This window comes from Microbulbifer mixtoriginis (SeqCode), assembly GCF_052467235.1.
In genome coordinates, this window is sequence record NZ_CP174305.1 from 4,321,630 (window position 1) to 4,348,336 (window position 26,707).

General features: G+C 50.8%; 29 protein-coding genes. 25 read left to right on the forward strand and 4 right to left on the reverse strand.

All coding sequences use genetic code 11. The annotated features are described in order from the left end of the window. Nucleotides 1–71 precede the first annotated feature (71 nt). A complete protein-coding gene (locus ACJJIO_RS18965) occupies nt 72–263 on the reverse strand; it encodes a hypothetical protein (RefSeq protein ID WP_444886370.1) in 192 nt (63 codons plus the stop codon). Between ACJJIO_RS18965 and rluC the strand changes: the two genes are divergently transcribed. Further along, a complete protein-coding gene (rluC, locus tag ACJJIO_RS18970; protein WP_444909461.1) occupies nt 262–1,257 on the forward strand; it encodes a 23S rRNA pseudouridine(955/2504/2580) synthase RluC in 996 nt (331 codons plus the stop codon). The genes ACJJIO_RS18965 and rluC overlap by 2 nt on opposite strands. Before the next feature lie 12 nt (nt 1,258–1,269). Further along, entirely contained in the window at nt 1,270–1,914 is a 645-nt protein-coding gene (locus tag ACJJIO_RS18975) for an HAD-IA family hydrolase (protein WP_444909462.1), read from the forward strand. Here ACJJIO_RS18975 and ACJJIO_RS18980 read toward each other — a convergent pair. Continuing rightward, nucleotides 1,904–2,503 (reverse strand): Maf family protein, encoded by a 600-nt coding sequence (locus tag ACJJIO_RS18980; protein WP_444909463.1) that lies wholly within the window; start codon nt 2,501–2,503, stop codon nt 1,904–1,906. The two genes, ACJJIO_RS18975 and ACJJIO_RS18980, sit on opposite strands and share 11 nt — an antisense overlap. Nucleotides 2,504–2,610: 107 nt before the next feature. On the opposite strand from ACJJIO_RS18980, the gene ACJJIO_RS18985 reads away from it, so the two are divergent. The 22 genes from ACJJIO_RS18985 to ACJJIO_RS19090 all read left to right on the forward strand — a co-directional run bounded on the left by ACJJIO_RS18985 (nt 2,611) and on the right by ACJJIO_RS19090 (nt 21,176). Beyond that, nucleotides 2,611–3,153, forward strand: coding sequence for a YceD family protein (locus ACJJIO_RS18985; RefSeq protein WP_252081839.1), 543 nt, complete (start codon nt 2,611–2,613; stop codon nt 3,151–3,153). A 74-nt stretch (nt 3,154–3,227) separates the two neighbouring features. After that, nucleotides 3,228–3,422 (forward strand): 50S ribosomal protein L32, encoded by a 195-nt coding sequence (gene rpmF, locus ACJJIO_RS18990; RefSeq protein ID WP_252081838.1) that lies wholly within the window; start codon nt 3,228–3,230, stop codon nt 3,420–3,422. Between the two features lie 3 nt (nt 3,423–3,425). Continuing rightward, nucleotides 3,426–4,472 carry a phosphate acyltransferase PlsX gene (gene plsX, locus ACJJIO_RS18995; RefSeq protein ID WP_444909464.1) on the forward strand — a complete coding sequence of 349 codons (1,047 nt, stop codon included), beginning with the start codon at nt 3,426–3,428 and terminating at the stop codon, nt 4,470–4,472. 52 nt (nt 4,473–4,524) lie between these two features. Beyond that, the gene (gene fabD, locus ACJJIO_RS19000; RefSeq protein WP_444909465.1) at nt 4,525–5,469 is read left to right on the forward strand and encodes an ACP S-malonyltransferase; all 945 of its coding nucleotides are present in this window, start codon (nt 4,525–4,527) and stop codon (nt 5,467–5,469) included. Between the two features lie 45 nt (nt 5,470–5,514). Continuing rightward, entirely contained in the window at nt 5,515–6,270 is a 756-nt protein-coding gene (fabG, locus tag ACJJIO_RS19005; RefSeq protein WP_444909466.1) for a 3-oxoacyl-ACP reductase FabG, read from the forward strand. Nucleotides 6,271–6,492: 222 nt separating this feature from the next. Continuing rightward, entirely contained in the window at nt 6,493–6,729 is a 237-nt protein-coding gene (acpP, locus tag ACJJIO_RS19010) for an acyl carrier protein (RefSeq protein ID WP_152453358.1), read from the forward strand. Between the two features lie 195 nt (nt 6,730–6,924). Further along, nucleotides 6,925–8,166 (forward strand): beta-ketoacyl-ACP synthase II, encoded by a 1,242-nt coding sequence (fabF, locus tag ACJJIO_RS19015; protein ID WP_252081834.1) that lies wholly within the window; start codon nt 6,925–6,927, stop codon nt 8,164–8,166. Between the two features lie 88 nt (nt 8,167–8,254). Next, complete coding sequence (locus ACJJIO_RS19020; protein ID WP_444909467.1) at nt 8,255–8,977, forward strand: aminotransferase class IV; 723 nt, start codon at nt 8,255–8,257, stop codon at nt 8,975–8,977. Continuing rightward, nucleotides 8,971–10,035 (forward strand): endolytic transglycosylase MltG, encoded by a 1,065-nt coding sequence (gene mltG / locus ACJJIO_RS19025; RefSeq protein WP_444909468.1) that lies wholly within the window; start codon nt 8,971–8,973, stop codon nt 10,033–10,035. Before ACJJIO_RS19020 ends, mltG begins: the two co-directional genes overlap by 7 nt. Nucleotides 10,036–10,040: 5 nt before the next feature. Then, the gene (gene tmk, locus ACJJIO_RS19030) at nt 10,041–10,661 is read left to right on the forward strand and encodes a dTMP kinase (RefSeq protein WP_444909469.1); all 621 of its coding nucleotides are present in this window, start codon (nt 10,041–10,043) and stop codon (nt 10,659–10,661) included. 67 nt (nt 10,662–10,728) lie between these two features. Further along, nucleotides 10,729–11,748, forward strand: a complete 1,020-nt coding sequence (locus ACJJIO_RS19035) for a DNA polymerase III subunit delta' (RefSeq protein WP_444909470.1) — start codon at nt 10,729–10,731, stop codon at nt 11,746–11,748. Nucleotides 11,749–11,876: 128 nt separating this feature from the next. Beyond that, a complete protein-coding gene (locus ACJJIO_RS19040; RefSeq protein ID WP_020415211.1) occupies nt 11,877–12,230 on the forward strand; it encodes a PilZ domain-containing protein in 354 nt (117 codons plus the stop codon). A 7-nt stretch (nt 12,231–12,237) separates the two neighbouring features. Further along, nucleotides 12,238–13,014 carry a TatD family hydrolase gene (locus ACJJIO_RS19045; protein WP_444884694.1) on the forward strand — a complete coding sequence of 259 codons (777 nt, stop codon included), beginning with the start codon at nt 12,238–12,240 and terminating at the stop codon, nt 13,012–13,014. A gap of 28 nt (nt 13,015–13,042) precedes the next feature. Continuing rightward, complete coding sequence (locus ACJJIO_RS19050; protein WP_444911019.1) at nt 13,043–13,666, forward strand: dUTP diphosphatase; 624 nt, start codon at nt 13,043–13,045, stop codon at nt 13,664–13,666. 131 nt (nt 13,667–13,797) lie between these two features. After that, nucleotides 13,798–14,778, forward strand: coding sequence for a malate dehydrogenase (locus ACJJIO_RS19055; protein WP_252081829.1), 981 nt, complete (start codon nt 13,798–13,800; stop codon nt 14,776–14,778). Between the two features lie 393 nt (nt 14,779–15,171). Then, nucleotides 15,172–15,693, forward strand: a complete 522-nt coding sequence (locus ACJJIO_RS19060; protein ID WP_444886357.1) for a DUF2244 domain-containing protein — start codon at nt 15,172–15,174, stop codon at nt 15,691–15,693. Nucleotides 15,694–15,775: 82 nt separating this feature from the next. Then, on the forward strand, nt 15,776–16,252 hold the full coding sequence (bcp, locus tag ACJJIO_RS19065) for a thioredoxin-dependent thiol peroxidase (protein ID WP_252081827.1): 477 nt from the start codon (nt 15,776–15,778) through the stop codon (nt 16,250–16,252). A 422-nt stretch (nt 16,253–16,674) separates the two neighbouring features. Beyond that, nucleotides 16,675–17,121, forward strand: coding sequence for a helix-turn-helix domain-containing protein (locus tag ACJJIO_RS19070; RefSeq protein ID WP_020415217.1), 447 nt, complete (start codon nt 16,675–16,677; stop codon nt 17,119–17,121). A gap of 115 nt (nt 17,122–17,236) precedes the next feature. After that, on the forward strand, nt 17,237–17,569 hold the full coding sequence (yajC, locus tag ACJJIO_RS19075) for a preprotein translocase subunit YajC (RefSeq protein WP_020415218.1): 333 nt from the start codon (nt 17,237–17,239) through the stop codon (nt 17,567–17,569). 136 nt (nt 17,570–17,705) lie between these two features. Beyond that, a complete protein-coding gene (locus ACJJIO_RS19080) occupies nt 17,706–18,296 on the forward strand; it encodes an OsmC-related (seleno)protein (RefSeq protein ID WP_444884696.1) in 591 nt (196 codons plus the stop codon). 87 nt (nt 18,297–18,383) lie between these two features. After that, nucleotides 18,384–19,409, forward strand: a complete 1,026-nt coding sequence (locus tag ACJJIO_RS19085) for a D-cysteine desulfhydrase family protein (protein ID WP_444884697.1) — start codon at nt 18,384–18,386, stop codon at nt 19,407–19,409. Between the two features lie 108 nt (nt 19,410–19,517). After that, a complete protein-coding gene (locus ACJJIO_RS19090) occupies nt 19,518–21,176 on the forward strand; it encodes an alanine/glycine:cation symporter family protein (RefSeq protein WP_444909471.1) in 1,659 nt (552 codons plus the stop codon). Between the two features lie 111 nt (nt 21,177–21,287). Here ACJJIO_RS19090 and ACJJIO_RS19095 read toward each other — a convergent pair whose 3' ends face one another. Next, nucleotides 21,288–23,411 (reverse strand): M4 family metallopeptidase, encoded by a 2,124-nt coding sequence (locus ACJJIO_RS19095; protein WP_444909472.1) that lies wholly within the window; start codon nt 23,409–23,411, stop codon nt 21,288–21,290. 434 nt (nt 23,412–23,845) lie between these two features. Next, on the reverse strand, nt 23,846–25,180 hold the full coding sequence (locus ACJJIO_RS19100) for a glutamine synthetase family protein (protein WP_444886354.1): 1,335 nt from the start codon (nt 25,178–25,180) through the stop codon (nt 23,846–23,848). A 227-nt stretch (nt 25,181–25,407) separates the two neighbouring features. Here ACJJIO_RS19100 and ACJJIO_RS19105 point away from each other — a divergent pair, with 227 nt between their 5' ends. Next, nucleotides 25,408–26,697: an NAD(P)/FAD-dependent oxidoreductase gene (locus ACJJIO_RS19105; protein ID WP_444909473.1), complete on the forward strand. Its 1,290-nt coding sequence runs from the start codon at nt 25,408–25,410 to the stop codon at nt 26,695–26,697. Nucleotides 26,698–26,707 lie beyond the last annotated feature (10 nt).

Here is a 26,707-nt window from a genome sequence, read left to right on the forward strand (position 1 = left end):
ACCCACTTAACTGTGGGCTGTTGTGCTGGTGAGGCCCCCTTGAGATTCTCGTTTTGGGGAGTGCTCATCAGCTAAGTTTTTATCAATAACACGGGTATGCCCGCGCACTGGCCGAACAGCAGTATTTTCTCCGAAGCCATGGCTATTTCTTCATGTGGGAAGCCGCCGATGACCGAAAACCAGCCGAATTCAGGCCGGCCGAATATAGCACGGGCAGGGAGGTGCTTCAATTGTCCTTGCAGCGGCGCTATGATGCGCGTCATGCGAAGTACACCTCCCCTGAAAACGGCTGCGGCCGACACTCCCTCTGATACCTGGAACCCCTCTGGCGGCGTGCAGTTTTTGACTGTGCCTGAAGAGCTGGCTGGGCAGAGGATTGACAATTTCCTTCAGGCACGCCTAAAAGGTGTGCCCCGTTCACGCGTTTACCGAATCCTGCGCAAGGGTGAGGTAAGGGTAAATAAAGGACGGGTAAAGGCAGAATACAAGCTCGCGGCGGGCGATGTGGTGCGTGTGCCGCCAATTCGTGCGGCAGGGCAGGCTCCTGCCCCCCATGCTGGAGAGCAGCTGCGCCAGTTGGTGCACGACTCCATACTTTATGATGACAAGGGCCTGCTTGTGATCAATAAGCCTGCCGGCCTTGCCGTTCATGGCGGTAGTGGCGTCCGGCTTGGCTTGATTGAAGTGCTCCGGCAGATGTATCCGCAGAGCCCATTTATTGAGCTTGTGCATCGCCTCGACCGGGATACTAGCGGTGCGATCATGGTGGCGCGCAAGCGTAATGTTTTACAGCATGTGCAGGCGGAACTGAGGGGCGGACGGATTGGGAAGTCTTATCTGGCGCTGTCGGTAGGTAAATGGCCTCGAGGTAGGAGGGTTGTTGAAGCCCCGTTGCGTAAAAATACCCTCAAGAGTGGTGAGCGGATGGTCTCGGTGCATCAGGATGGAAAGGCTTCCGAGACGCGCTTCCAGGTGTTGGAGCGTTTTAAAGCGGCAACACTGTTGGGCGCAGAGCCGGTAACCGGGCGCACCCACCAGATTCGCGTGCACGCCCAGTTTGTTGGTTGTCCCCTGGCGGGTGATAGTAAGTACACCGGTGATGAGGATAACCGTGCGTTTCGTGAGCGAGGCCTTAAGCGTCTTTTCCTCCACTCGGCTTCTGTGCGCTGCACGCTTCCAGACGGCACCGATGTGCATGTTGAAGCGCCGCTACCCACTGAAATGCAAGCGCTATTAAAGAAGTTGCGAGACGAGTAAAGGGGCGCGGCGATGCTGGTTATTCTCGATTGGGATGGCACTGTTTGTAATTCCGAGACGCGGATTGTTGACTGCATGTTGCGCGCGGCGGCGCGAGTTGGTTTGCCGGCACTTTCTCCTGGAGCGGTGAGCAATATTATTGGGTTGGGTTTGCCGGAGGCGGTGGCCACTCTTTTTCCTGAGGCTGTTGATAAAGATCGGCAAGCCTTGAAGCAATTCTATTCAGAGGAGTGGATGGCGGCGCGAGTGGAACCCCTACCTTTATTTGATGGGGTTTTAGATACTTTGGATGCGTTGCTTTGCCAGGGGCATCAGTTGGCGGTCGCCACGGGGAAGAGTCGTCGAGGCCTCAGTCGGGAGTTTGAAGAGCATGGCATGGAGTACTTATTTATAGCGAGCCGCTGTGCAGATGAAACTGCTTCCAAGCCAGACCCATTGATGCTGAGTGAGCTGCTAGCTGAAGTTGATTGCGGTGTTGATGATGCGGTGATGGTTGGTGACACCACTTATGACTTGGCAATGGCGGCAGCGATTGGTATGCCCGCCGTGGGGGTTAGCTATGGCGCTCATTGCCCAAGTCGCCTGCGGGAGTGTAATCCCCAGGCGATTATCGATGAGTTTTCCGGGTTGCTGGGTTGGCCGCCGCTTAGCTCTTAGCGGTTGATTTCAGTGGATCTATACCAAATTCGCCGAGCAGATCTACCAGGCGAATTAGGGGTAAACCTATAAGAGTGTTGATGTCGGTGCCGTCGAGCTTTTCAAATAATGCTATACCGAGGCCCTCCACCTTAAATGAGCCTGCACAATCGTAGGGCTCTTCCAGCTCAATATATTTTTCAATTTGCGGAAGGCTGAGTGGCCGGAAATACACTGTAAAGGTTTCCACGGTGCTCACTTGGCGGTTGCTTGCGCTTTCCAGCAAAGACAGCCCTGTATGGAAGGTAACTTTGTTGCCGGAGCAGTTCTGTAGTTGAGCAATGGCTTTGTCGCGATTACCGGGCTTGCCCAGAATTTGTCCCCGGCATTCTGCAACCTGGTCGGAGCCGATGATCAGGGATTGGGGGTTGTCTCGCATTAAAGCGCGAGTTTTTTCCTGTGCGAGCCTTAAGGCAAGGGCGCCAGCGGCCTCCCCTGGCTTGGCATCTTCATTTATGTGGGGAGATGCGGTCTGAAAGGGGAGGTGGAGTTGCTTCAGTAGCGCCCTGCGGTAGGGGGAGCTGGAAGCTAGTATCAGTGTGGAGGCCATTATTTGGGCGGTTCCATGATTGTTAGGTCAAAGTTTGTGACCGAGCGATACTGCAGTGACTGAATTGTTTTGACAAGGGTAGGGTGAGTCCATAGAATTGCGCGCTTATGTCGATAGCCCCCTCTAAATCAGTATTGCCTAAGAGCGTTGATGCTCGGAAATTGGTGCAGCGCGAGCAGTATCTGGAAGGTATTTTGCCTCTGGAGTCACTGCAGCGACTACGTGAAGCCGTTGAGTCTGTGAAAGGGGAGGTCGAGGCTGAAATCCAATTTGGCCGCGACCTGCAAAATCACCTCACTGTTAGCGGTAAGGTGCACTGCACGGTGGATTTGTTATGCCAGCGTTGCCTGCATCCTGTGGGCGAGCAGCTCGAGGCGCAGTTTTGCTGGGGCATCGTTTGGTCTGAAGAGCAGGGCAAGGCTCTTCCCAAAGACTTGGATCCGGTGATTCAGGATGGTGATGAGCTGGACTTGCACCAGATCCTCGAAGATGAAATTTTGCTCAATCTGCCGATGGTGGCTTATCACGATGAGGAGTGTGTCTCCAAGGAGACTTTCCATATTGGTGAGAAGGCATCTGAAGCGGGTGAGCAACGGGAAAACCCCTTTAAAGTGCTGGAGCAGTTGAAGGGTTCTTCGGGAAAATCCTAGATTTTCTCTTAGAGTTTGGGCTCGCCGGTAGGCGCCCCGGTTCCAGCGAAATTTGTTTATTTTAGGAGCTAGCAATGGCTGTTCAACAAAACAAGAAGACTCGTTCCCGTCGCGGTATGCGCCGTTCACACGACGCGCTAGGCGCCGGTGCAACTCTCTCCGTAGACCCGACTACTGGTGAAAAGCACCGTCGCCACCACGTGACCAAAGATGGTTTCTACCGTGGTCGCAAGGTGATCGACATCGGCGGCGGCTCCGAAGAAGAGTAAGCTTTGTCCAGCCAATTGCGATTGGCCGTGGATGCAATGGGCGGGGACTTAGGTCCCCGCTCTGTCGTTCCGGCCTGTATTAGATTTCTTCAAAATTTCCCTGATGCGCAGTTGAAACTTTTCGGCCCGCGCGCACAATTAGAAGCTCTGCTCCTCGAGCAGCGCCACGCCCAAATTCCCGATCGCCTTGAAATCATCCCTTGTGAGCAGGTTGTTACCCAAGAGTGCAACCCTTTGCAGGCGGTTCGCCATAAGCGCAACTCCACCATGGCCCAAGCTCTAAAAGCTGTGGCGGAAGGTAGTGCCCAGGCAATGGTTACCTCTGGAAATACCGGCGCCCTTTTGGCCTTAAGTCGCAGTGTTCTGGGTAATATTGAGGGCGTTCGCAAGCCGGCACTGGGCAAGTCTGTACCCTCAGGGCACGGTTCCTGCTACCTTTTGGATCTCGGCGCAAATGTGGGGTGCAGCGCGGAAGATCTACTGCAGTTTGCGCGTATGGGTATTGAGGCTCAGCATCTCCACACTGGCGTTCCGCGTGAGGACATTGAGGTTGCACTGCTGAATATTGGTGCCGAGGCGCACAAAGGTACTGCTGAAATACGCAGGGCGGCCGAGCTCCTCGAGGGGGATCCGCAGGTTAACTATGTGGGTTTTGTGGAGGGGCACGACATCTTTACCGGGGCTGTCGATGTAGTTGTGTGCGACGGTTTGATGGGAAATGTTGCCATGAAATCCGCCGAAGGCGTGATTAGACTGATGGGTCAAAAAGCGTTCACCATTGAGAAAAAGGGGTGTTTCAAACGTTTTTTTGGCCAATTAGCCATAAAGCTGTTGCGAAAATGGCGCACACAGGTGGAACCCGCTCGCTATAATGGCGCCAGCTTTGTAGGGGTGAAGGGCAACGTGATCAAAAGTCACGGGGGTGCCAGCAGCGAAGCTTTTTACCGGGCTATGGTGACGGCAAAAGAATGTGCCGATGCCGATTTGGCTGCCAGAGTTGGCGCCGCCTTGGTACAAGCTGGCGAGCGAAACTCAAAGGAAATGGGGTAGATGCTACACCTCCCTCCTACTGAAATTTGCCAAACAGGTTTAAGGATATCTTATGACCAATGCCGCGCTTGCATTCGTCTTTCCGGGGCAGGGATCTCAAAAGATCGGCATGCTCTCCGAAATTGCTCAGGAGGCCCCTGAAATCCAATCCACCTTTGCTGAAGCCTCAGAAGTTCTGGGATATGACCTCTGGGATCTCTGTCAAAATGGTGAGCAGGAAGCAATCAATCTTACCCAGCGTACACAACCTCTTCTTTTAGCCTCCAGTGTTGCTCTCTATCGCCATTGGCGCGCTCGTGGTGGTGCGGTGCCTGCTCGCATGGCAGGGCATAGTCTTGGGGAGTGGTCGGCATTGGTGTGTTCCGGTGTCCTGGCTTTTAAAGATGCTGTCCACCTGGTTCGTGAACGTGGCCGCCTGATGCAGGAAGCTGTGCCCGTGGGTACAGGGGCTATGGCCGCAGTGATTGGGCTTGATGATGATGTGGTGGGAGAGCTCTGTGTTAAAGCCGCTCAAGGTGAAGTGGTGGCTGCGGTGAACTACAACTCTCCGGGCCAGATCGTAATTGCAGGCAATAGTGCTGCTGTGGAAAGGGCGATAGATGCCTGTAAGGCGGCCGGTGCAAAGCGTGCCATGCCTTTGCCAGTGAGTGCGCCATTTCATACTGAGTTAATGCGTCCGGCAGCGGAGAAGCTCGCCCCTCAGATCGAGGCGGCGGAATTCAGTGCCCCGCAAATCCCTGTTGTACACAACGTGCATGCCGAAACTGAATCTGATCCTGCGAAGATCAAGGCTTTGATGATTGAGCAGATATATAGTCCGGTTCGCTGGACTGCCTGTGCGCAAAAGCTGATAAACGATGGTGCTTCCCAGCTGGTCGAGTGTGGTCCGGGTAAGGTGCTGGCTGGTCTCATCAAGCGTATTGATCGCAGTGCCGTTTGTCACGGTATAGACACTCCCAGCAGCTTTAATGAAGCGCTGAGATCTACAGCCGCCTGAGTTGCTCAGGCACGATGGCAATGGTCAAATAAGGATAAAGCAAGTATGAGTCTGAAGACCTCCCTTGAGGGCAAAGTTGCCCTGGTCACTGGTGCCAGTCGCGGCATAGGTGCAGCAATTGCGGATATGTTGGGCAGCCAAGGCGCAGTGGTCATCGGTACTGCCACTAGTACTGGTGGTGCCGAAAAAATTAGTGCGCGTTTCGCCGAGCAGGGCTTCAATGGCGCAGGTATGGTACTTGATGTCACCAGTGCGGATAGTATCGCTGGGCTGCTAGAAGTAGTAAAAAATGATTTTGCGGCGCCGACCATTTTGGTTAATAACGCGGGAATCACAAAAGACAATTTGCTCATGCGCATGAAAGATGATGAGTGGGACTCGGTGATCGAGACAAACTTATCCGCTGTCTACCGTATGACAAAAGCTTGCCTCAGAGATATGACTCGGGCGCGCTGGGGGCGTATCATCAATATCAGCTCCGTGGTGGGTAGCATGGGCAACGCGGGTCAGAGCAATTACGCGGCCACCAAGGCTGGAGTAGCGGGTTTTGCTCGGTCCCTGGCTGCAGAGATCGGCTCTCGCGGCATTACTGTGAATACGGTCGCCCCGGGTTTTATTGATACCGATATGACCAAAGTGCTGCCTGAGGCGCAGCGCGAGGCGCTTCTTGGTAAGATCCCTCTGGGTCGTTTGGGGCAGCCTGAAGAGATTGCCTCTGTTGTGGCCTTCCTGGCGAGTGATGCCGGAGCTTATGTCACGGGGGAGACGATACATGTCAATGGCGGCATGTATATGGCCTGAGGTACGTTGAAAATATTTCAATAACCTATTGATTTTTAAAAGTTTTTTGTATTTGCTGATGGTGCCGCAGAGCCGTGCATTACAACCCTAAAAACTTGGGGTACAATGGCCTCTGAATTATCCAAAAGCTGTGTGAGCCGGTCGTTATCGCTGTTAATTGGATTGGCGAAATAACAATAGCGACTAAAACAGATTTTTACCCACTAGGAGTTAAATTGAATCATGAGCAGCATTGAAGAGCGCGTTAAAAAGATCGTTGCTGAACAACTGGGCGTGAAGGAAGAAGACGTTAAGCCTGAAGCCTCTTTTGTTGAAGATCTGGGCGCGGACTCACTCGACACAGTTGAGTTGGTAATGGCTTTGGAAGAGGAATTCGAAACCGAAATCCCCGACGAAGAAGCTGAGAAAATCACAACTGTTCAGCTGGCAATTGATTACATCAAGGACAACCTTGGTTAATTCCTGCTGGGTGGTTTAGGCGCGAACAGTTTTATTACTGTGCGTAGCCAAGCGTTTCTGAGAGCCGTTCTATGTTACATAGCGCGGCTCTCTTTATATTTGCACTATGGAATTGTGACTGCTGTTCTAGTGTTGATTCCTTCGTATGTAGATTGAAGGGAGAGCAGTGGCAGTAAGAGTTTCGGGGGGACCGCAGTGTCGCACAGAAGAGTTGTTGTAACCGGAATGGGCGCAGTGAGCCCGCTGGGTAACACCGTAGAGGAGACTTGGTCTGGCATCCTAAAGGGCGTCAGTGGAGCTGCTCCAATAGAGTCATTCGATGTTTCGGCGTTCTCAACCCGCTTCGCCGCTATGGTGAAAGATTTTGATCCGACTCCTTATGTAGCCGCAAAAGATGCGCGCAAGATGGACACTTTCTTGCAATATGGCCTGGTTGCGGGTAACCAGGCGATGGAAGATAGCGGTCTGGAAATTAATGAAGAGAATGCGTCACGTATGGGGACCTGTATCGGTTCCGGTATGGGAGGCATTTTGGCTATTGAAGATAATGCCCTGTTAATTGCCGATAAGGGCCCCCGACGAGTGTCACCATTTTTTGTGCCGGGTGCCATTATCAATATGGTCGCTGGCAATTTGTCGATAAAATTTGGTCTTCGGGGCCCAAATCTCGCCGTCACAACAGCCTGTACTACTGGCACCCATGCTCTGGGATTGGGCATGCGGACCATTCAGTATGGCGATGCGGATGTTATGGTATGTGGCGGGGCCGAAATGGTCACTACGCCTGTTGGGCTCGGTGGTTTCTGTGCGGCCAGGGCGCTCTCTACGCGCAATGATGACCCCAAGACGGCCAGTCGCCCGTGGGATAAAAGTCGAGATGGTTTTGTGCTGGGAGAGGGAGCTGCGGTACTTGTCCTGGAGGAGTACGAACACGCGAAAGCCCGCGGCGCAAAGATTTACGCAGAGCTTGCAGGCTTTGGTATGAGTGGCGATGCCCATCACATGACTTCGCCTCCAGAAGATGGTGCTGGAGCTGCGCTCTCCATGCAGAATGCGCTTAATGACGCCGGTATGAATGCTGCTGATATCCAGTATATCAATGCACATGGCACCTCTACGCCATTGGGAGATACGGCTGAAATTCAGGCTGTTCGTGAGGTTTTTGCAGATTCTTTAGAAGAGCTGGCGGTAAGTTCTACAAAGTCTATGACTGGCCACCTTCTCGGTGCTGCAGGAGCTCTTGAAGCAGTTTTCTCTGTCCTCGCTCTGCGCGATCAAATGGCGCCGCCAACAATCAATTTGTATGACCCAGACGAGGCTTGTGAAAATATCAACCTAGTGCCTCAGGAGGCCCAGCCTAGAGTAATTAATTCGGTACTATCTAACTCTTTTGGGTTTGGTGGCACCAATGGTTCATTAATCTTCAAGCGAACCTGATCTGTCTGCCCGCCTCTGGGCGGGCAACTCCCATCCTGATATGTGCAAATTGCCACAATTTTTTCTCAGAAGCCGACCTGTACAGAGCTTGCCTGCTGATGAGAGTTACGAAGATGGAATCCTCGAAACCATGCGCTGTCACAACGGAAGGTTGCCGCTGTGGCCGCTACACCGAGAGCGCCTGGCCCGGAATGCTGGTTTGGATGAGATGCTCCTTAAAGAGATTGATCAGTGCATACCCCGGTTGGTTGAGCAGCTTAACCAGAAAATGGCGATCGCCCGATTGCGGCTGGGTTCGGTTGGTGGTGAGTGGTGCTGGGATCTGTCCTTGTTGCCCCTAAAGTTGACTGCCGAGACTGAACTTGGAGTTCGACTTTACCCCTGTAAGACCTATCTATCGCTTTCAAAAAGTAGGAACTTAGGCAGCAAACTTCTATGTCGCAATCGATATAATAAGGCGAAATCTGAGCTTCCTGAAGGGGAGCGTATCGATGGCCTGATGTTAGATAGTGAGGGCAGGGTTATCGAGAGCTTGCGTTGTAATTTACTGGCTCGCTTTGGTAATACCTGGATAACGCCTGATTTGCATCGCTGTGGTGTCCGGGGCGTCATGCGGGACTGGTTATCCAGTGAGATTCAGTGGCAGGAGCGAGATTTAGAAATTCGGGATCTGAGCGGGGCTGATGAAGTAGCATTGTGTAACAGCGTGCGCGGGGTATTGCCGGTTGTCGAGATTATCGGTCATCAACGTTGGTCGATCGGGGCTGGTGTTCGAGGGTTGCAGCATTTGATCATGGAAACATTGTGGTAAAGAAAAAGCGGACAAGCTCTCCTTTCAAGTTTTGGAAAATCCTGTTTAGTGGTTTTCTCCTCGTTGCCTTATTGGGCGGAGCCTCTCTGTGGATGTTACAGATGGCCCTAGCGTCTCCACTGGCTGTGGGAGAAAAGGGCCTGCAGTTCCAAGTGCAAAAAGGCAGCAGCTTATCTGGAACCTTGCGGAAACTGAAAAGTGACGGGGTGATTAGCTGGCCGCGATTGATTCTTGCCTATGCCTATTGGGAGGGCAAAACCGATATCCACTCTGGTGAGTATCTGATACCCAGCGGAAGTACGGCAGTGGATTTAATTACCCGGTTAAACCGGGGTGACGTCACCATTTATCGACTCACTTTAGTTGAGGGATGGACTTTCCGGCAGGCGCTGCAAAAGATTCGCTCGGGACAGAGGATTGTTAGATCTGAGGCTGGCAGTAGTGTCAGTGCCGCGGCCAGGGCTCTTGGCCTGAAAGAGGGTGCTGAGGAAGGTTGGATTTTCCCAGATACCTATGTATATCGCTCTGGGACTACAGATATTGAGCTTTTACGCGAAGCGTATGAACGTATGCAGCGCGTGCTGGATGAAGAGTGGCAGGCAAAAGAGGATGGCCTCCCTTACGCAACACCCTATGAGGCCTTGATTATGGCTTCGTTGATTGAAAAGGAAACTGGTCAGCCTTCCGAGCGAAGTCAAATTGCCGGAGTTTTTGTGCGGCGCCTAAATATGGGCATGCGCTTGCAAACCGATCCCACCGTAATTTATGGGCTGGGGGAAGACTATGATGGTAACCTCACCCGAGCACACCTTCGCCAGCCAACCCCGTATAATACTTATGTAATCAATGGGCTCCCCCCTACACCAATTGCACTGCCGGGACGCGCGGCTATCCGCGCCGCACTGAACCCAAAGCCCGGCAAAAGCCTGTATTTTGTAGGTAAGGGGGATGGTTCCCATCATTTCTCAGCCACTCTGACAGAGCACAACCGTGCGGTGCGGGAGTATCAGTTGAAAAGGCGAGCGGATTACCGCTCCAGTCCGGCAAAAGGAAATTAGAAATAGTGTCGCGCGGAAAATTTATAACCCTGGAAGGCGGGGAGGGGGTTGGCAAGTCTACCAACCTGCAGTTTATTACCCAGTGGTTAGCTGATCGTAATATTCCATTTATTCAAACCCGCGAGCCGGGTGGCACTCCCCTGGCTGAGCAGCTGCGGGAGTTGCTACTAGCTAAGCGTGACGAGGCTGTTGATCCCACGGCGGAGCTGCTTATGGTTTTTGCCGCTCGAGCACAACATCTGGCGAAAGTGATTATCCCGGCCTTGGGGCGGGGTGACTGGGTGATTTGTGACCGCTTTACTGATGCCACTTATGCCTACCAAGGTGGGGGGCGAGCGCTTGACAGGGCTCTAATCGAGCGCTTAGAAAATGATGTGCAGGGAGATTTGCGGCCTGATAAGGTGCTTCTTTTAGATTTGGACCCGCAAATAGGTTTACAGCGCGCTGCCAGTACTGGAGCTGCCGACCGGTTTGAAAGTGAGCAGCTGGCTTTCTTCCACCGGGTGCGTGAAGCTTATCGTGAACGTGCTAAGGCAGCCCCTTCGCGCTATGCCGTTGTCGATGCTAGTCAACCTTTAGTGCAGGTCCAGCAACAGCTGGGGCAGGAGTTACAGCGGCTTCTTTGATGTACGCTTTAAAATATGGTCACCACTAGTGTGGTGAAGTTTCCAGTTACAAATTTGGCAATTGGCAGTGTCTGAAGTACCTGAACATACCCCTATTCCTTCTTTACTACCCTGGCAAACGGAACAGTGGCAACGGCTTGGTACCCAGTGGCGCGCTGGCCGATGCCCTCATGCCCTATTACTGAGTGGCCAGCCTGGTCTTGGCAAACGCGCTTTTGCTGAGGCTTTTTCTGCGCTGGTATTGTGCGAGCAGCCCAGAGAAGGGCAGGCCTGTGGAAGTTGCAAGGATTGCCACCTTTGGCAGGCGGGGTCGCACCCGGATTTTCTTCGGGTAGAGCCTGAAAAGGTAGGCGGTCTGCTTAAGGTTGAACAGATTCGCCAGCTGGGGGATTTTGTCTCCCGCACCAGTGGGCGCGGGGGGGCGCGCTTGGTATGGCTGGCGCCAGCGGAAGCTATGAACATCAATGCGGCCAATGCGCTATTAAAAAACCTGGAGGAGCCTGCGGCATCAGTGATTTTCCTTCTGGTCAGTGACTCTCCCGCAGGTTTACTGCCAACAATTCGCAGTCGTTGCCAAGCTGTTGCTTTTCCATCCCCTTCTGCAGAAATGGCATTGCAGTGGCTGCATGGATATGGTTTGAAGGAAGGTGCGGCAACCAAGGCCCTGGCGTTGGCCGGTGGGGCGCCATTATTGGCTGCGCAATTGGCCGAGCCAAAATGCGAGGAAATTCGGGAGCGCTTTCTGGGGGAGCTAATTGCCCTCGCTCAGGGTAGTGCAAGGGCTGTGGCAGCTGCAGGTCGCTGGGAGACTCCGCCCGAGCCTGCAGATCTGGCCCAGCTTATTCAATTTTGGCAGCAGTGGGTTGCCCAAATGGCTAGGGTGCGCAGTTGTGATTCCACTGGCGATACTCAGGTTATGACCCTTCTTCAGAGGTTCCCAGGAATAGGGCAAGGCAGTTTGCGCCCACTGTTTGGTTTTTACGATCACCTCGTTCAGGCGCGTAAGGGGCTTGCGAGTGGAGCGAATCCCAATCGTCGCTTGTTGCTGGAGGAGTTGATGATACGGTGGTCTAGGCTTTTTGCTTAATGAGAAATGTAAAGCCGTAACCACACGCGGGGGCATTAAGCTTCTTTCTACCGGGAACGTGTAGTGTTCTGGACAGAAACAGTACGCTCAGATAAGTTAGCGCAACATTTAAAACATTGAGGTTGAGCATGAAAGCCATGGGAGGCGGTGCCCGAAACGGCATCCTATCGCTGAAAATCCAGGATAAGTCGGTTCTCTATGCCGCTTATATGCCCTTTGTAAAAAATGGTGGCTTGTTTATCAGCACGGATAAATCCTACAGCCTCGGCGATGAAGTATTCCTGTTGTTAAGCTTGATGGATGAGCCGGAAAAAATTCCGGTGGCAGGCAAGGTTATCTGGATAACCCCTAATGGAGCCCAGGGAAACCGTACGCCGGGTATTGGCGTTCAGTTTGGTGACAAGGACAACATTGCACAAAACAAGATAGAAACTTACCTGGCTGGCACCCTTGAATCCAGTCGACCTACTCACACGTTGTAATTTTCACATGCTCGTAGATTCTCATTGTCACCTGGATAGACTGAAACTCGATAAATTTGATGGCGATCTGGATGCAGTCTTGGAGTTCGCACGCAGCCGAGGAGTTGGGAAATTCCTATGTGTTGGTATCAGTCTGGAAAATGCAGATGCCGTCGTAGAAATCGCCTCAAAATATGAGGATGTTGTTTGCTCTGTTGGAATACATCCGCTGGATGTTGAATCCGGTCTCGCTGGGGTGGACGAACTGATCGCGATGGCTGAGCGTCCCAAGGTAGTGGCACTTGGGGAGACTGGTCTTGATTATTATTACAGTACGGACACCAAAGAGACCCAACAGCAGAGCTTTATTGCTCACTTGCAGGCCGCAGGTCAGGTGGGATTGCCGGTTATTGTGCACACACGCGATGCTCGTGAAGATACAATTCAGTTGATTCAAGAGTACGGAAACCCACAAACAGCCGGTGTATTGCATTGCTTCACTGAGAGCTGGGAGATGGCCAAGGCCGCATTAGATCTCAACTATTACATTTCCCTCTCCGGTATTGTGACATTTAAAAATGCTGAGGATCTGCGCGATGTTGCGCGCAAACTGCCGCTCGATCGCCTGTTGGTGGAAACAGATTCTCCCTACCTTGCACCGATTCCTTATCGTGGCAAGCCCAATATCCCGGCTTATGTGCGAGAAGTAGCCGAATTTATTGCTGAGTTGCGCGGAATTTCATACGAGCAGCTGGCTGAAATCACTACAGAAAACTTTCTCCGATTATTTCCTCGGGCTGCCTAAGCCCGGCTAGTTAGAAGTTCCCTATATGATGAAGCAACAATTGCAGGTCATGCTGACCCTGCAGGACGAAATTAATACCGTTGTTAACAAAAACTGGCGTGCACAAAATTTTGCCTGGTATCGCGCGATCTGGGTAGAAAGCGCGGAACTCTTGGATCATTACGGCTGGAAGTGGTGGAAAAAGCAGCAACCGGATATCGATCAGGTAAAGTTGGAGCTGGTGGATATCTGGCATTTTGGCCTGAGTCTTGAGCTGCAACAGGGCTCTCCGGCCCAAGTTGCTGAAAAGATGCTTAAGGAATTAGCGGCTGGCCAGCGAGGGCCCGGTGAATTTCGTGAAGATCTGGAGGCCTTTACTTTGAGCACCTTGGCAAGTAAACAATTCGATCTGCCAGGGTTTGCGCAGCTTCTTGCCGACACAGAGATGCCTTTTACTGAACTGTATCAACGTTATGTAGGAAAGAACGTACTCAATCGATTCCGCCAGGATAACGGGTACAAAGAAGGAACTTATGTGAAGAACTGGGGCGGACGTGAAGACAATGAGCACTTAGCGGAAATCGCCGCTGAGCTTGATGCTTCGGCAGTAGATTACAGCGAGCAGGTTTATCGTATTTTGCAGCAACGTTACCGGGAAGCTGCCTCGGCTTGAGCCTTTTTTTGGCGTCTCTTATAAAAAATTAAAGTTTTGTTAGGCAAATTGAGTTGAGAATTGCTCCGCTTGAGGTGAAATTTGCTCAAGAGGCCCTATAATGCGGCCGCTTACAAACGAGGAGAACTATCGTGAAAGCACCTGTTCGTGTTGCTGTTACCGGCGCTGCCGGTCAGATCAGCTATTCGCTGCTGTTCCGCATCGCTTCCGGCGAGATGCTGGGTAAAGATCAACCAGTTATTTTGCAGCTGCTGGAAATTACCCCGGCACTAGAAGCGCTGAAAGGCGTTGCTATGGAGCTTGAAGACTGCGCCTTCCCGCTGCTCGCGGGTATCGTTCAGTCCGATGACGCTACTATTGCGTTCAAAGACGCAGATTACGCTTTGCTGGTCGGCGCGCGTCCCCGTGGACCGGGTATGGAGCGCAAAGACCTGCTGGAAGCTAACGCTGCTATCTTCTCTGCACAGGGTAAAGCCCTGAACGACGTTGCTTCTCGTAACGTAAAAGTACTGGTTGTTGGCAACCCGGCTAACACCAATGCCCTGATTGCTCAGCGCAATGCGCCAGACCTGGACCCGCGTAACTTCACCGCGATGACCCGTCTGGATCACAATCGCGCTCTGTCCCAGCTGGCGAATAAAACTGATTCCAGCGTTAACGACATCACCCATATGACTATTTGGGGCAACCACTCTTCCACTCAGTACCCAGACCTGCACCAAGTGAAGGTTGCCGGTGCTGCGGCGATGGATAAAGTGGAGCAGGAGTGGTACGAAAACGACTTCATCCCGACGGTTCAACAGCGTGGTGCAGCTATTATCAAGGCGCGCGGCGCTTCCTCTGCGGCTTCCGCTGCCAACGCTGCCATCGACCATATGCGCGATTGGGCTCTGGGCACCGCTGAAGGTGACTGGACCAGCATGGCTGTATTCAGCGATGGTTCTTACGGTATTCAGGAAGGCCTGATTTACTCTTTCCCTTGCACTTGCAAAAACGGCGACTGGGAAATTGTTCAAGGCGTTGACATCAACGACTTCTCCCGCGAGAAGATGACTGCAACCGAGCAGGAGTTGGCGGAAGAGCGTGATGCAGTCGCTCACCTGCTGCCCTAACCCTGTCGATTGATCGGCCTTGATGGCTGGTTCGTCTAAAAAGCCCGCACCAGTGTGCGGGCTTTTTTATTTGGCTCTTCGGCGCTGATTTATTGACTTCGCTGTAGCTATAAAATCGCCAGCTAGTCCAGATAAAAAAGTTTGCGTATTTCAAGTAAGAAGTAAGCGATACCAAGTGAGGGCATTTCCTCTTATTTTTTCAATCCCGCCAACAGTGCTTATTCAGAAAGGCTAGATTAGGGTTCCTTTAGCCGCAGCTTAATAAAGTGACTTTTGCTAATGGTATTTAAAATAGAATGGGGTAGCCTGAATACTGGCGGGTCGTTATACGAGTGTGGGCTGATGGCGGCGGCACTACACTGATTAGGTAAGTATTGTCTGGAAGTATTTGCCATGGTCACAGAAGTCGGCCGCCAAGCCCCTCGATGCGCCTGTATTCTTCTTCAGCCTAATCAATCCCTGTCGGCAACGGGAAATCTTTGGGTGTTCTTTTCCCTGGTTGGTGTTTCCCTTGGTATTAGTTTGGCTTTTGCCTTTGCTGGGGCTTGGATGATCCTGCCATTTGCAGGGTTGGAAATTTTACTACTTGCAGTTTTATTCACCTATGTCTACCTAGAAGGGACCCGTCGCGAAGTAATCCGCATTAGCGATGAGCGGGTTGTGTTCGATTGTTGTAAAGGGTTCCGCCAGCAATCTGTCTATCATCGGGAGTTCTCACGGGGAAATCTTGCCTTGCTGGTGAGGATGGGTAACAGTCCGGCTGAGCCTGCCTCGGTGACCTTTAGCGGTCCAGAAGGATGCCTGGAGGTAGGTGAGTTTTTGACCGATGCAGAGAAGGCAGAGTTAGTGCAAAAGCTGAGGAAAATAGGCATTTTTGCGCGCAGGGAGAAGGAGTTTCGCCTGCACCAGTTTTGAATGATGGAGTTCTTGGCATTTCAGTTAGTACTTTTCGATATAATCCCCTCAAAACTTAAACCAACACTTCAGGGGATTTCTTATGTCTTTTCCCAAAATTGGCAATTTGGCACCGGCATTCACACTGACAAACCAAAGCGGAGAGAAGGTTTCACTGAAAGATTTCCGCGAAAAAAGCAATGTTGTGCTTTATTTCTACCCAAAGGCACTGACCCCAGGTTGTACAACACAGGCTTGTGGTATCCGGGATAGTGCCGATGCGTTCAAGGAGCTAGACACTGTTGTTCTCGGTGTGAGCCCAGACCCAGAAGCTAAGTTGCAGCGATTTATTGATAAACATGAGCTGAACTTCGACCTCCTGTCCGATGAGGATCACAAGATTGCGGACAAGTACGGTTGCTGGGGGCTGAAGAAGTTTATGGGCAAAGAGTATATGGGGCTAATCCGGACAACTTTTATCATCGACAAAAGTGGACGCTTACGCCATGTTATCGACAAAGTGAAAACCAAGACCCACAGTGATGATGTGCTTGGCTGGGTGGCTGAAAATCTGGATTGATTATCTGTTACACAGCTTCTGCAAACTCTTTCTAAGGGGGTAGGGTAGCCTCTGGCCCCCGAATTTCCTTGAGTTTTCATTGAAATTGCGTACCGGGACCATTCAATTTTGTCTTCTGCGGCACAATAAGATGAAAAAAACCACTGTCGTCCCTTGCATTCTCAATTCTTGGTCTATACTGGCAGATGTAAAGGAAAGGTGCGCCGGCGAGAGAGTGTTTCTCTTTGGGTATTGCCGGAGCGGTTAGTTTAAAAATTGTACATCTCTGTGAAGGATTCGATGTCTGTTTTTGGTGCATCCCGCATCGAGTAGTAGTCCGCCGAAGTTGTAGGTGTGTTGGTGTGGGCAGGAGCAACCGGGATTCGCTGGATGCGGACATAGAAAAATAACTGCGGCTCACGGAACTCAAAAGGAGCAGCTCGATGAACCATACTCAGCCCGACCAGACTTCGCTCTCTGAAGATAAATCCCTGCAGCAGGCCAGAATATCCGGCGACCCGAATATTCTCGACCAGCTGCTGGCCCCACCGGAAGCTACCAGCTTTGGCATTGCTGCCAGAGTCATCGATGTGCTCGAACAGCGCATTGGTAAGGCTTCTCTCGCTATTCGTCCCGTTGCTTCCGACTTAAGCATGTCCACCCGGACTTTGCAGCGTCGTTTGCAGGAGCATAACTTGAGCTTTGCCTCACTGCGTGACCACGTGCGCTTCCGCCACGCGGTGCACTTCCTCAAAGATACCGCCCTGAGTGTTGACGGAATTTCAAGGATTTTAGATTTTTCTGATCGGACCAGCTTTACCAGTGCCTTCAAGCGCTGGACCGGTATGTCGCCAACTGGTTATCGCCGTCAGGTGCGTCAACGCTTTTAAGTGAGTGCGAATTGGTTAGGCCGGTCTCCTGTTGATCGGCCCAATCCGTTGCCTCAACAGGGGAAACCCGTTAGAGTTGGCGGCAATTTTATAGGCTGACTCTTTGAGGTTTTGCATGAGCTTTTTTATCCCCTCCGCCATGGCACAGCAAGCGGCACCGGCGCCACAGGGTAACCCCATGATCACCCTGTTGATGTTTGCGGGCCTGTTCGCTTTCATGTGGTTTTTTATCATCCGTCCTCAGCGCAAGCGCCAGAAGGAGCATCAAGAGTTGGTTGGTGCACTGAAAAAGGGTGACGAAGTCGTGATGAGCAGCGGTATGCTGGGTCGTGTAGACAAGGTGGACGAAGATTACATCGTGCTGGAAGTTGCAGACAATATGTCTTTGAAGTTCCAGAAAGTAGCAGTTCATGCTGTTTTGCCCAAGGGCACGATAAAGAAGATCTGATAGCTTTTTACTAGATTTTTTAGTGATTCAGATTGGAAAGCCCGGCATATGCCGGGCTTTCTCGTTTTTCGGCAAGTGAGATTTTCTCGGGCGATACTTCTGGTTAATTGATTTAGAAATTTTCAGGAGGTCCCATATGCAAAGCGATAGCCAAAATGCTTTGAAAGCAGCCATTGTTAGAAAAGTTACGGCACTTCCTAAGTTATCCAAAATTCAAGTGGATACACCAGTTAAAGAGCGGGGAAGTTTTCACTTTCAAGTTAACCTATCGGCTAAAGCAGCTTTGGAAGAGGGATACCTGAAGACTGCCACTGTACAAGCGAACGTACCGGGATGTAGTGCTTTTGAATTACTCTGCGACGAAGGCACCATTATTGGAGGTGCGGATAGCGCACCGGCACCACTTGATTACCTATCAGCAGGTATTGCTTTTTGTTTTCTCAGTCATATCAGCATCTACATTAATCAGAACAAACTGGATGTTGAAAGTGTCAAGATTGAGCAACAGATGCGTTTTAAGGCTGAGGTGTACAAAATGCAGGAATGTACCGATACTCCACCTAAGGGGGTCTGTGAAGGAGTAGAAACTGTTGTTTTTGTTAAATCTGCAGAGTCGAGGGAAGCGATTGAGAGAATGGTGGGAGTTTGCCGCGCTGCCTGCATGGGTTTACAGACTGTAGTAAATGCTGTTCCTGCCAAGATTACATTGGTTTTTAACGAGCCCTAGAGTTGATACCTTCACGATAGATTTAGCATAGGCAAGGCTTTATGCCTTTACCGATAAGCCTTTTTGGTATTTGCAATGGAGCTTGCTATGCCTGGCAGTTTGCCGATTTCTTTACCTAGGCGGATACGTTTAGCCCATCTTCCCACGCCAATACAGCCGCTGGATAGGATTAGTAAACAATATTCCTTTCCTTTTGGTGGCCCTAGAATTTGGATAAAAAGGGATGACCTGACTGAATCTGGGATGTCAGGTAATAAATTGCGAAAACTTGAGTTTGTTGTTGCTGAGGCCTTAAAGCAGGGCAGCGATACCTTGATCACCGCTGGGGGTATTCAGTCCAATCATTGCCGCACCACTGCACTTGTCGGTGCTCGCTTAGGACTCAAAGTGCACCTGTTATTGCGTGGTGAGCCCTTAGCCCAAGCAGATGGAAACCTACTGCTGGATCAGTTGGCGGGGGCAGAAGTGAGCATCCATTCGCCTGAAGAGTTTGCCAAAGATCTCAAGAGGTTGTTCAATTTTTGGTCCGATCAATATTCGAAGCGCGGGCACATTCCCTTCCGTATTCCTATTGGTGCCAGCGATGGTCTGGGATTGTGGGGGTATCTCTCGGCTTCGCAAGAACTTATTACAGATTGTCGAATGAGAGGATTCCGGCCGGATCATATTGTGTGTGCCACTGGCAGTGGAGGTACCCAGGCGGGTTTAACGATGGGGTGCTATCTGCTGGGGCTTGGTGTTCAGGTCACAGGTTATGCTGTCTGCGATAATGCCACTTATTTTCAAACCAAAGTGAGAGAGGATATCCGCCATTGGAGCAGGCTATCGGGAAACCCTGTGGATTTGCAATCTCTGCAAGTGCATGTGAACGCCGACTATATTGGGCCGGGGTATGCCAAGGCTGAACCTCCAATCTACGAAATGATTGAAGAGATTGCTGCTCTAGAGGGAATCTTGTTGGACCCTATATATACCGGTAAAGCTTTTTATGGGCTGATGCAAGAATTGAGAAAAGGCCATTATAAAGGATCTAGTAACCTGGTATTTCTGCATTCAGGGGGGCAGTTTGCCTTGTTCCCCTATCGTCATAACTTCTCTTTTAATAGGGTTTAGGCCCCTTTACTGTTCTAGTGCTTCGGAAGCTGCTAACCTGCGCAACAAATTACAGCTGTAGCTGTATATAAAACAATCAGAATTGGTTCAGAGAAGTGGGGGGTTAGTTTGGATTCCTTTAATCAGCTGCTACTGTCGTTGGACGGTATGCTCGGATCGGCACCTTGGTTCCCGTGGGTGCTGCTCGGGGTAGGTTTCTTTTTTACTATCTATCTTGGGTTTCCGCAATTTCGTTACTTTGGACATGCGATTAAGATTGTCCAGGGGAAATATGATAAACCCGGTGACCCAGGAGATACCTCTCACTTCCAAGCACTGGCTACCGCTCTTTCAGGAACTGTAGGTACCGGTAATATCGGTGGTGTTGGCCTGGCTATTTTCCTGGGTGGTCCGGCCGCTTTGTTTTGGATGTGGATGACTGCCTTCCTGGGGATGACAACCAAGTTTGTCGAAGTCACACTGTCACATAAATATCGTATTAAAGCGGCAGATGGCTACTACGCAGGTGGTCCTATGTTCTATATGGAGCGCCGTCTCAATATGAAGTGGCTGGCAGTGTTATTTGCCATCGCCACAGTAATTTGTTCCTTCGGTACCGGAAGCTTGCCCCAGGTGAATAATATTGCCCAGGCGATGCACGATTCTTTCGGTATTGAGAAAGCGCTCACTGGTGGTGTGCTTGCTATCCTGCTGGGGATGGTGATCATCGGTGGCATTACCCGAATTGCCAAGGTTACCTCCACTATCGTTCCGGCAATGGCACTGATCTATGTAATTGGTGCGTTGGGTGTGATTTTCTACAATATAGAAAATATCGTCCCTTCATTTGTGGCCGTTTTCCGTGATGCCTTCACTGGAAGTGCTGCTGTAGGTGGTTTCCTCGGAGCCAGTTTTGCCTATGCCTTTAACCGTGGTGTGAATCGTGGCCTCTTCTCCAACGAGGCGGGGCAGGGCTCTGCACCGATTGCTCACGCCGCCGCACGTGCCGATGAGCCTGTTTCCGAAGGCATGGTTTCACTACTGGAACCGTTTATCGACACCATCATTATCTGTACTCTGACTGGCTTGGTAATCTTATCTTCCGGTGTATGGACTGAAAAACACGAAAACCTGTTTGAGGGGGCTGACACATATGTTGTCGAAGGTCGCTACGAAGAGAGTGACCCCCAGCAGGTTAAACAGCTGTTTAATTACTTAAGTGGTCAACCCAGTGATGTGAAGCCCTATAACGGATCAGTGGTTGTCACTGATGGGCAGCCTCTAAACCTGCAGGATTTCACCCTGATTCATGCACGCTCAATTGCAGAAGATCTGGATTTCCGTGTTGGTGAAGATCAGTTTAGCGGTGTGCTTAATGTTGTTGATGGTAAGTTTGCTAATGAGGATGTGGATATTTGGGGTAAATCCCTGGTTCATTCCGTTGCATTGACCAGTAAAGCTTTCCAGCGCGGTTTCTTCGGAGAATACGGTGGCTTGATTGTAACTCTGGGTATTCTCATGTTTGCTTTCTCGACCGCTATCGCTTGGTCCTACTATGGTGATCGCTCTATGATCTACCTGTTTGGTCCCAAGGCGGTAATGCCTTACCGAATTGTGTATGTGATAGCTTTCTTCTGGGCGGCGATTGAGGACACCACCGTTATTTGGAACCTGTCTGCGGTAGCTATCGTCATTATGACCTTACCGAACCTGTTTGGTATTACGATATTGGCGAAGGAGATGAAGTCAACGGTGAAGGATTATTGGAAGGACCCCAGCCATAAGTAACTTGGCTTGCAAGGGTTACTCCTAGAATAAAAAAGGCAGCCTAGTGGCTGCCTTTTTTAGTGTCTGGCCCTGTTGGTATGGCAACGGGGCCAGATTGTTCAGCAGATAAGCTTATTCTGCTTGGGCGCTGAGTGCTACACCGGAGTATGTCTGGTAACCGCGAATACTAATGTACCAAGTACCTGCTTGTGGGTTGCTGATGTTGCAGTTTTCATCATTACCCCACTTATATGGACGACAATCCCAGGTGTTTCGAGTTGGTGCTGAGCCAAAGCGAACATAGAGGTCACCGTCCCCACTGCCACCAGACATCACCGCTTTCAGGGATGACATACCGCTGTCCACATCCAGGGTAAAGTGCTGCCAGGCATTAGCGGAGCCAGACAGATTGGTTTTTTCCCAGCCGCCGGGGTTGCCACCGCCACCGTCGGTGAAGCTACCTACCAGACTGACACCGGAGAAGGAACTATAACCACGCACCATCACATAGTAGGTGCCTGCTTGTAAGTTGGAGATCTCACAGGTTTCATTGTTGCCGGTAGTGTAGGGACGGCAGTCGTATGTGCTGGTGGTTGGTGCTGAGCCAAAGCGTACATAGAGGTCCGCATCACCGGTGCCACCAGACATATTAAAGCTTAGGCCGGTAGCGCCAGCAGGAACATCTAATGTGTAATGGAGTTCATCGCCAGAGCCACCACCAAGGTTGTCAACGGAAACTCCATTTTCAAGCTCTCCAGGAGGAGGTGGTGGAGTGTTATCACAGGTAACTCCTACGGTACTGAAGGCAGTTGTAACATCCGCTTTACTGTACCCTAGGTCTACAGCAGCTTGCTCAACACCGCAGGCAGCCTCATCGTAGTCAGAGTTTGAGCCCCAGTACATCTGATTAGCGAGGACAAAAATATCAAATGCCTTGCGAGTATCCCAGCCGTTGGTATTGGCGATCAGATAGAAAGCTCGATTGTAGACACCGGAGCTATAGTGTACGTCCATACCGCTGTAATAATCATCGGCATGGCCAATGGAGCGTCCATCCTGTGTTGGGTCTTCAAAATAACGCAAGGCGCCATTGGCTTTGAAAATCTGGGCTCCAACCAACCAGTCGTTACTGCCAGTCATAAAGTATTCAGCGGCTTCACCAGAGATATCGGAGAAGGCTTCATTAATTCCCCCTGGTTGTTGACTGTAAACTAGGCCAGAGTTCTGCTCGGTAAAGCCGTGGCTGACTTCATGAGCCGTAACATCCAGGCTGACTAGGGGGTGGAAGGTGTTTTGACCATCGCCAAAGGTCATCTGGCTGCCATCCCAGAAAGCATTTTCGTAGTTATTACCGTAATGCACGCGAAGGCGCAGCTTTTGAGTCAGCGGTGAAGTGTTGTACCAGTCACTGAACATTGCGAAGACCACGCCACCAAAATAGTGCGCGTCATTTAGCGGTGAATAAGCACCATTGATTTCTTTGTGATCATTATAGGGGCAGTTGAATTGATGGACGCTACCGCCACTAGTTCCATGATTCAAGTTCACAGTTTCAACGTTGGTAGTATCCATACGGCAGTTGGCATCAACCTGCATGGAGGGGAAATCGGTACCATATTCATAGCGGCCCGTTTTTACATTGCCGCCAGGACCTTGTGCATCTTGGAAGGTGAGGCCATCCCAATGCTTAATCACTTCACCGGTCATGGCATCAATAAAGTAGAAGGGGCGCTTGGGGTCGTCTCCATACTCGACCCAGTTCACCAGGTAGGCCAGGCGAGCCTCATCTTGTTCATTGATGTAAACATAGAGTTCTTTTTTCTGGTTTTTGGCCTCCAGTTTAAGCACTGGCAGTGATAAAGCACCCGACATCACTCCCTGTTGTGCGCGCAGTGAAACCTGATGGTTCATGGCGCGATCAAGGGCATTGCCTGCGTCAATTGCCGCACGCACGGTGGGTACTTCAAGTTCGAGTCCGGTAAGGATATTACCGTGCATCTCGGTAATGAGTCCCTGTCCAGAACTGGTTACGGTCTGTCCCCACACGGGTATGCCTTTGTGGGTTTGTTGGTAGCGGGCGACGGTTTTGCCATTTCCCAGAGTACGCTCACGAATTTTTACCAATGCCATGTCAGATCCGGCAACGGTATTTAATGTCTGTGGCGAGAGCATATCCGGAGTGGCTGGAACACGGTCGGCAGCCTGCGCACTAATAGCCATAGCTAAAGTGCAGGTAAGTCCTATCAAATGCTTCATTGCTAGCTTTCCCTTATTTAACTTTTTTATTAGCGACCGAGCATCAGCAGCTGGAAAACAATCCAGTAAGGAATTACTGATTGCTTCAGTAACTTGATGCAAACGGTCTTTATGGTTGGTAAGACAGCAGAAGAAGGCCGGGCATCTGGGGTGGGGCCAAAAATTGGCAATGACGTCCGCTTTCTCAAACCGGTTGCCCAAATATTCCGGGCAACCTGAGATTACCTTGCATGTGCTTAGTGGCAACAAAAAGGTGATGACAAACTCATATATTTGAATTGTTTTCGATATTTTTGCTTATTTAGTCACAAATCAGCAAATAATATCCTGCCGAGGAATCCAAATTGATGCGCCTAAATAAACCCGATAAAAGGGTGGTGCGCCAGCCGAGAATAAAATTTCAGAAAAGTCTCAAAAATATTTTTTGGGATTATCTATACGTTGAGAAGTAGATATTCCCGCTCCCAAGAACTGATAACTCGGTTAAATTCCTCGTATTCATCGCGCTTTATTGCGCTCCATGCTTTTACGAATTTTTTGCCAAACATTTCAGCGGCGGCTTCACATTCCGTTAAAAGATTGAGGGCGTGCTCTTGAGTGCGGGGTAAGGTAATGGTCTCTTTGGAGCAGTCGCCCTGATACGGTGCGCTAGGTGCTACCTTATTGATCATACCGAGATAACCGCAAGCGAGAGAAGCCGCAATGGCGAGATAAGGGTTGCAGTCGGCACCAGGAAAACGATTTTCCAATCTTTTTCCTTGAGGTGAACTGTCGGGAACTCTAAGGCCGGTAGTGCGATTGTCATAGCCCCAATGCAGGCTTGTCGGGGCGGCCATTTCGGGAGTGAAGCGTCGATAAGAATTGACATTTGGGGCTAGAAAACTAATGAATCCTGGAGTGTACTCCTGCATACCGCCAATAAAATACATGAAGCTATCGTTTTCATTTCCATGGTCGTCTACAAATATGTTCTTCTCTGTTTTTAAGTCGACAACACTTTGGTGAAGATGTAATGCACTGCCGGGTTCGTCCTCCATGGGTTTGGCCATAAAGGTGGCATAAATTCCGTGGCGCAGAGCAGTTTCTCTGACGGTGCGTTTAAAGGTGAAAACTTGGTCGGCGAGTTGAAGTGGGTCTCCATGAAGGAAATTGATTTCCATCTGCGCGGTTCCTGATTCGTGAATCAAGGTATCTACATCGAGCCCCTGCGCCTCACAGAAATTATACATATCCTCAATAATGGGTTCGTATTCGTTGGCAGCGTCGATGCTATAAGACTGTCTGGTTTTTTCCGTGCGGCCAGATCTGCCAACGGGTGCTGAGAGTTTTTCATCTGGATCAAGATTGCGCTTTATGAGGTAAAACTCTACTTCCGGAGCAACGATTGGTTTCCAGCCTTTCTCTTTATATTTTTCCAAAACGAATTTGAGGATGTTCCGCGTACTAATCGGATGTGGTTGACCATCCCGGGTATAACAATCGTGAATAATTTGAGCAGTGGGATCATTGGCCCAGGGGTTAAGTCGAACGGAATCGGGATCTGGCACCAGCAACATATCCGTATCTGCTGGGTCCACGAGTTCATTGTGCTCATCGACATAGTCGCCGGTAACGGTTTGCACAAGGATGCTTTCAGGAAGTCGGCTGTCCTGGGTCAGGAACTTATCTGTAGGCGTAAATTTGCCTCTGGCATTACCCGACATATCCGGCACCAGGCACTCCACCTCGGCAATATCGTGTTCGGCGAGCCAGCTTGTAATCTTGTCCATTTGTTAGAGACCCAGTGTGTTTCCATCTACATGTCTGACCAGTATATGCCTGACCCTTATATAGGCGGTAGCCGCCAGTGCAGGCAAAAATAATGACTTGCCGGATATATGTGGGGGGTTATGGGAAGCCTGGCACGGCAGGCAAAAGGGAATTACCATTTTGCTATTCTCGGGGCCGAACTATTTCAGAGCCTCCCGCATACTCAACGCCTTGAAGGGCTGCATTGATGAAAACCACCTCTGGTTATACAGATTCTTACTACTCAGCAAGTGCCAATCCGCTTACCTCCTATCCCCAGCTGGATGGTGTCCGGGAGGTGGATGTTTGTGTGATTGGGGCCGGCTATACCGGGCTCTCCACAGCGTTGCATTTAGCGGAACGGGGCTACAAAGTGTCTGTCTTGGAAGCGCAGCGTGTGGCATGGGGCGCATCTGGTCGCAATGGTGGACATGTGGGGGTTGGGCAACGGCGCTGCCAAAGTGACTTGGAAGAAATGTTCGGTGTGGAGATTGCCAAGCGGTTTTGGCAATTTAGCCTTGAGGCGGTGCGGCTGGTAGAGCAGTTGATTGATAAGCATCAAATTAATTGCGACCTGAAGCGAGGGATTATGCATCTCGCAGCTAAACCCAGCCATGACAACTACCTGCGCAAGGAAGCCGAGCTTCTTCAGGAGCGTTATGGTTACTCGGGTGTGCGCTATGCCGATGAGCAGGAGGTGGGTGGCCTTGTGGGAACAAGGCGTTATTTAGGCGCGCAAATTGACAGTGGTTCCATGCACCTTCACCCATTGAACTATGGACTTGGGTTAGCGGCGGCTTGTGTCAGAGCTGGGGTCGAGCTCTATGAGCACAGCAGAGTGACTAGCTATCGGGGAGGGAATTCCTGTACCGTCGAAACAGCCAAAGGGCAGGTAAAGGCGGCTAAGGTTATATTGGCCTGCAATGGCTATCTCGGAAACTTGGAGCCGCGGCTGGCTGGCAAAATTATGCCAATCAATAATTTTGTTCTGGCCACTGAACCTCTGTCTGAGCCTGCTGCTCAAAAATTGATCGCCAATGATTATGCAGTGCAGGACACACTGTTTGTTATCAACTACTGGAAGTTATCGGGAGATAACCGCCTGATTTTTGGTGGCGGTGAGAATTATACGGCCAGCTTTCCTGCAGATATACGCAAGTTTGTACGGAAAAAAATGCTGCAGGTGTATCCGCAGCTAAAGCAGACCCGAATTGATTATGGCTGGGGTGGCACTCTGGCGATCACTATGAATCGCATGCCGCATATGGGGCGCCTGGAGCCCAATATCTATTACAGTCAAGGTTACTCGGGCCACGGGGTGCCTACTGCAACCTTTGCGGGAAAACTCCTCGCTGAAGCAATTGCTGGCACTGAGGAGCGCTTTGACATCATGACGAAGATCCCAACAGAGACTTTTCCTGGTGGAACCCTTTTGCGTTGGCCGGGCCTGGTGTTGGGAATGCTTTACCACAGTTTGCTTGATAGGTTTGGGCATTGAAAGAGGTGAG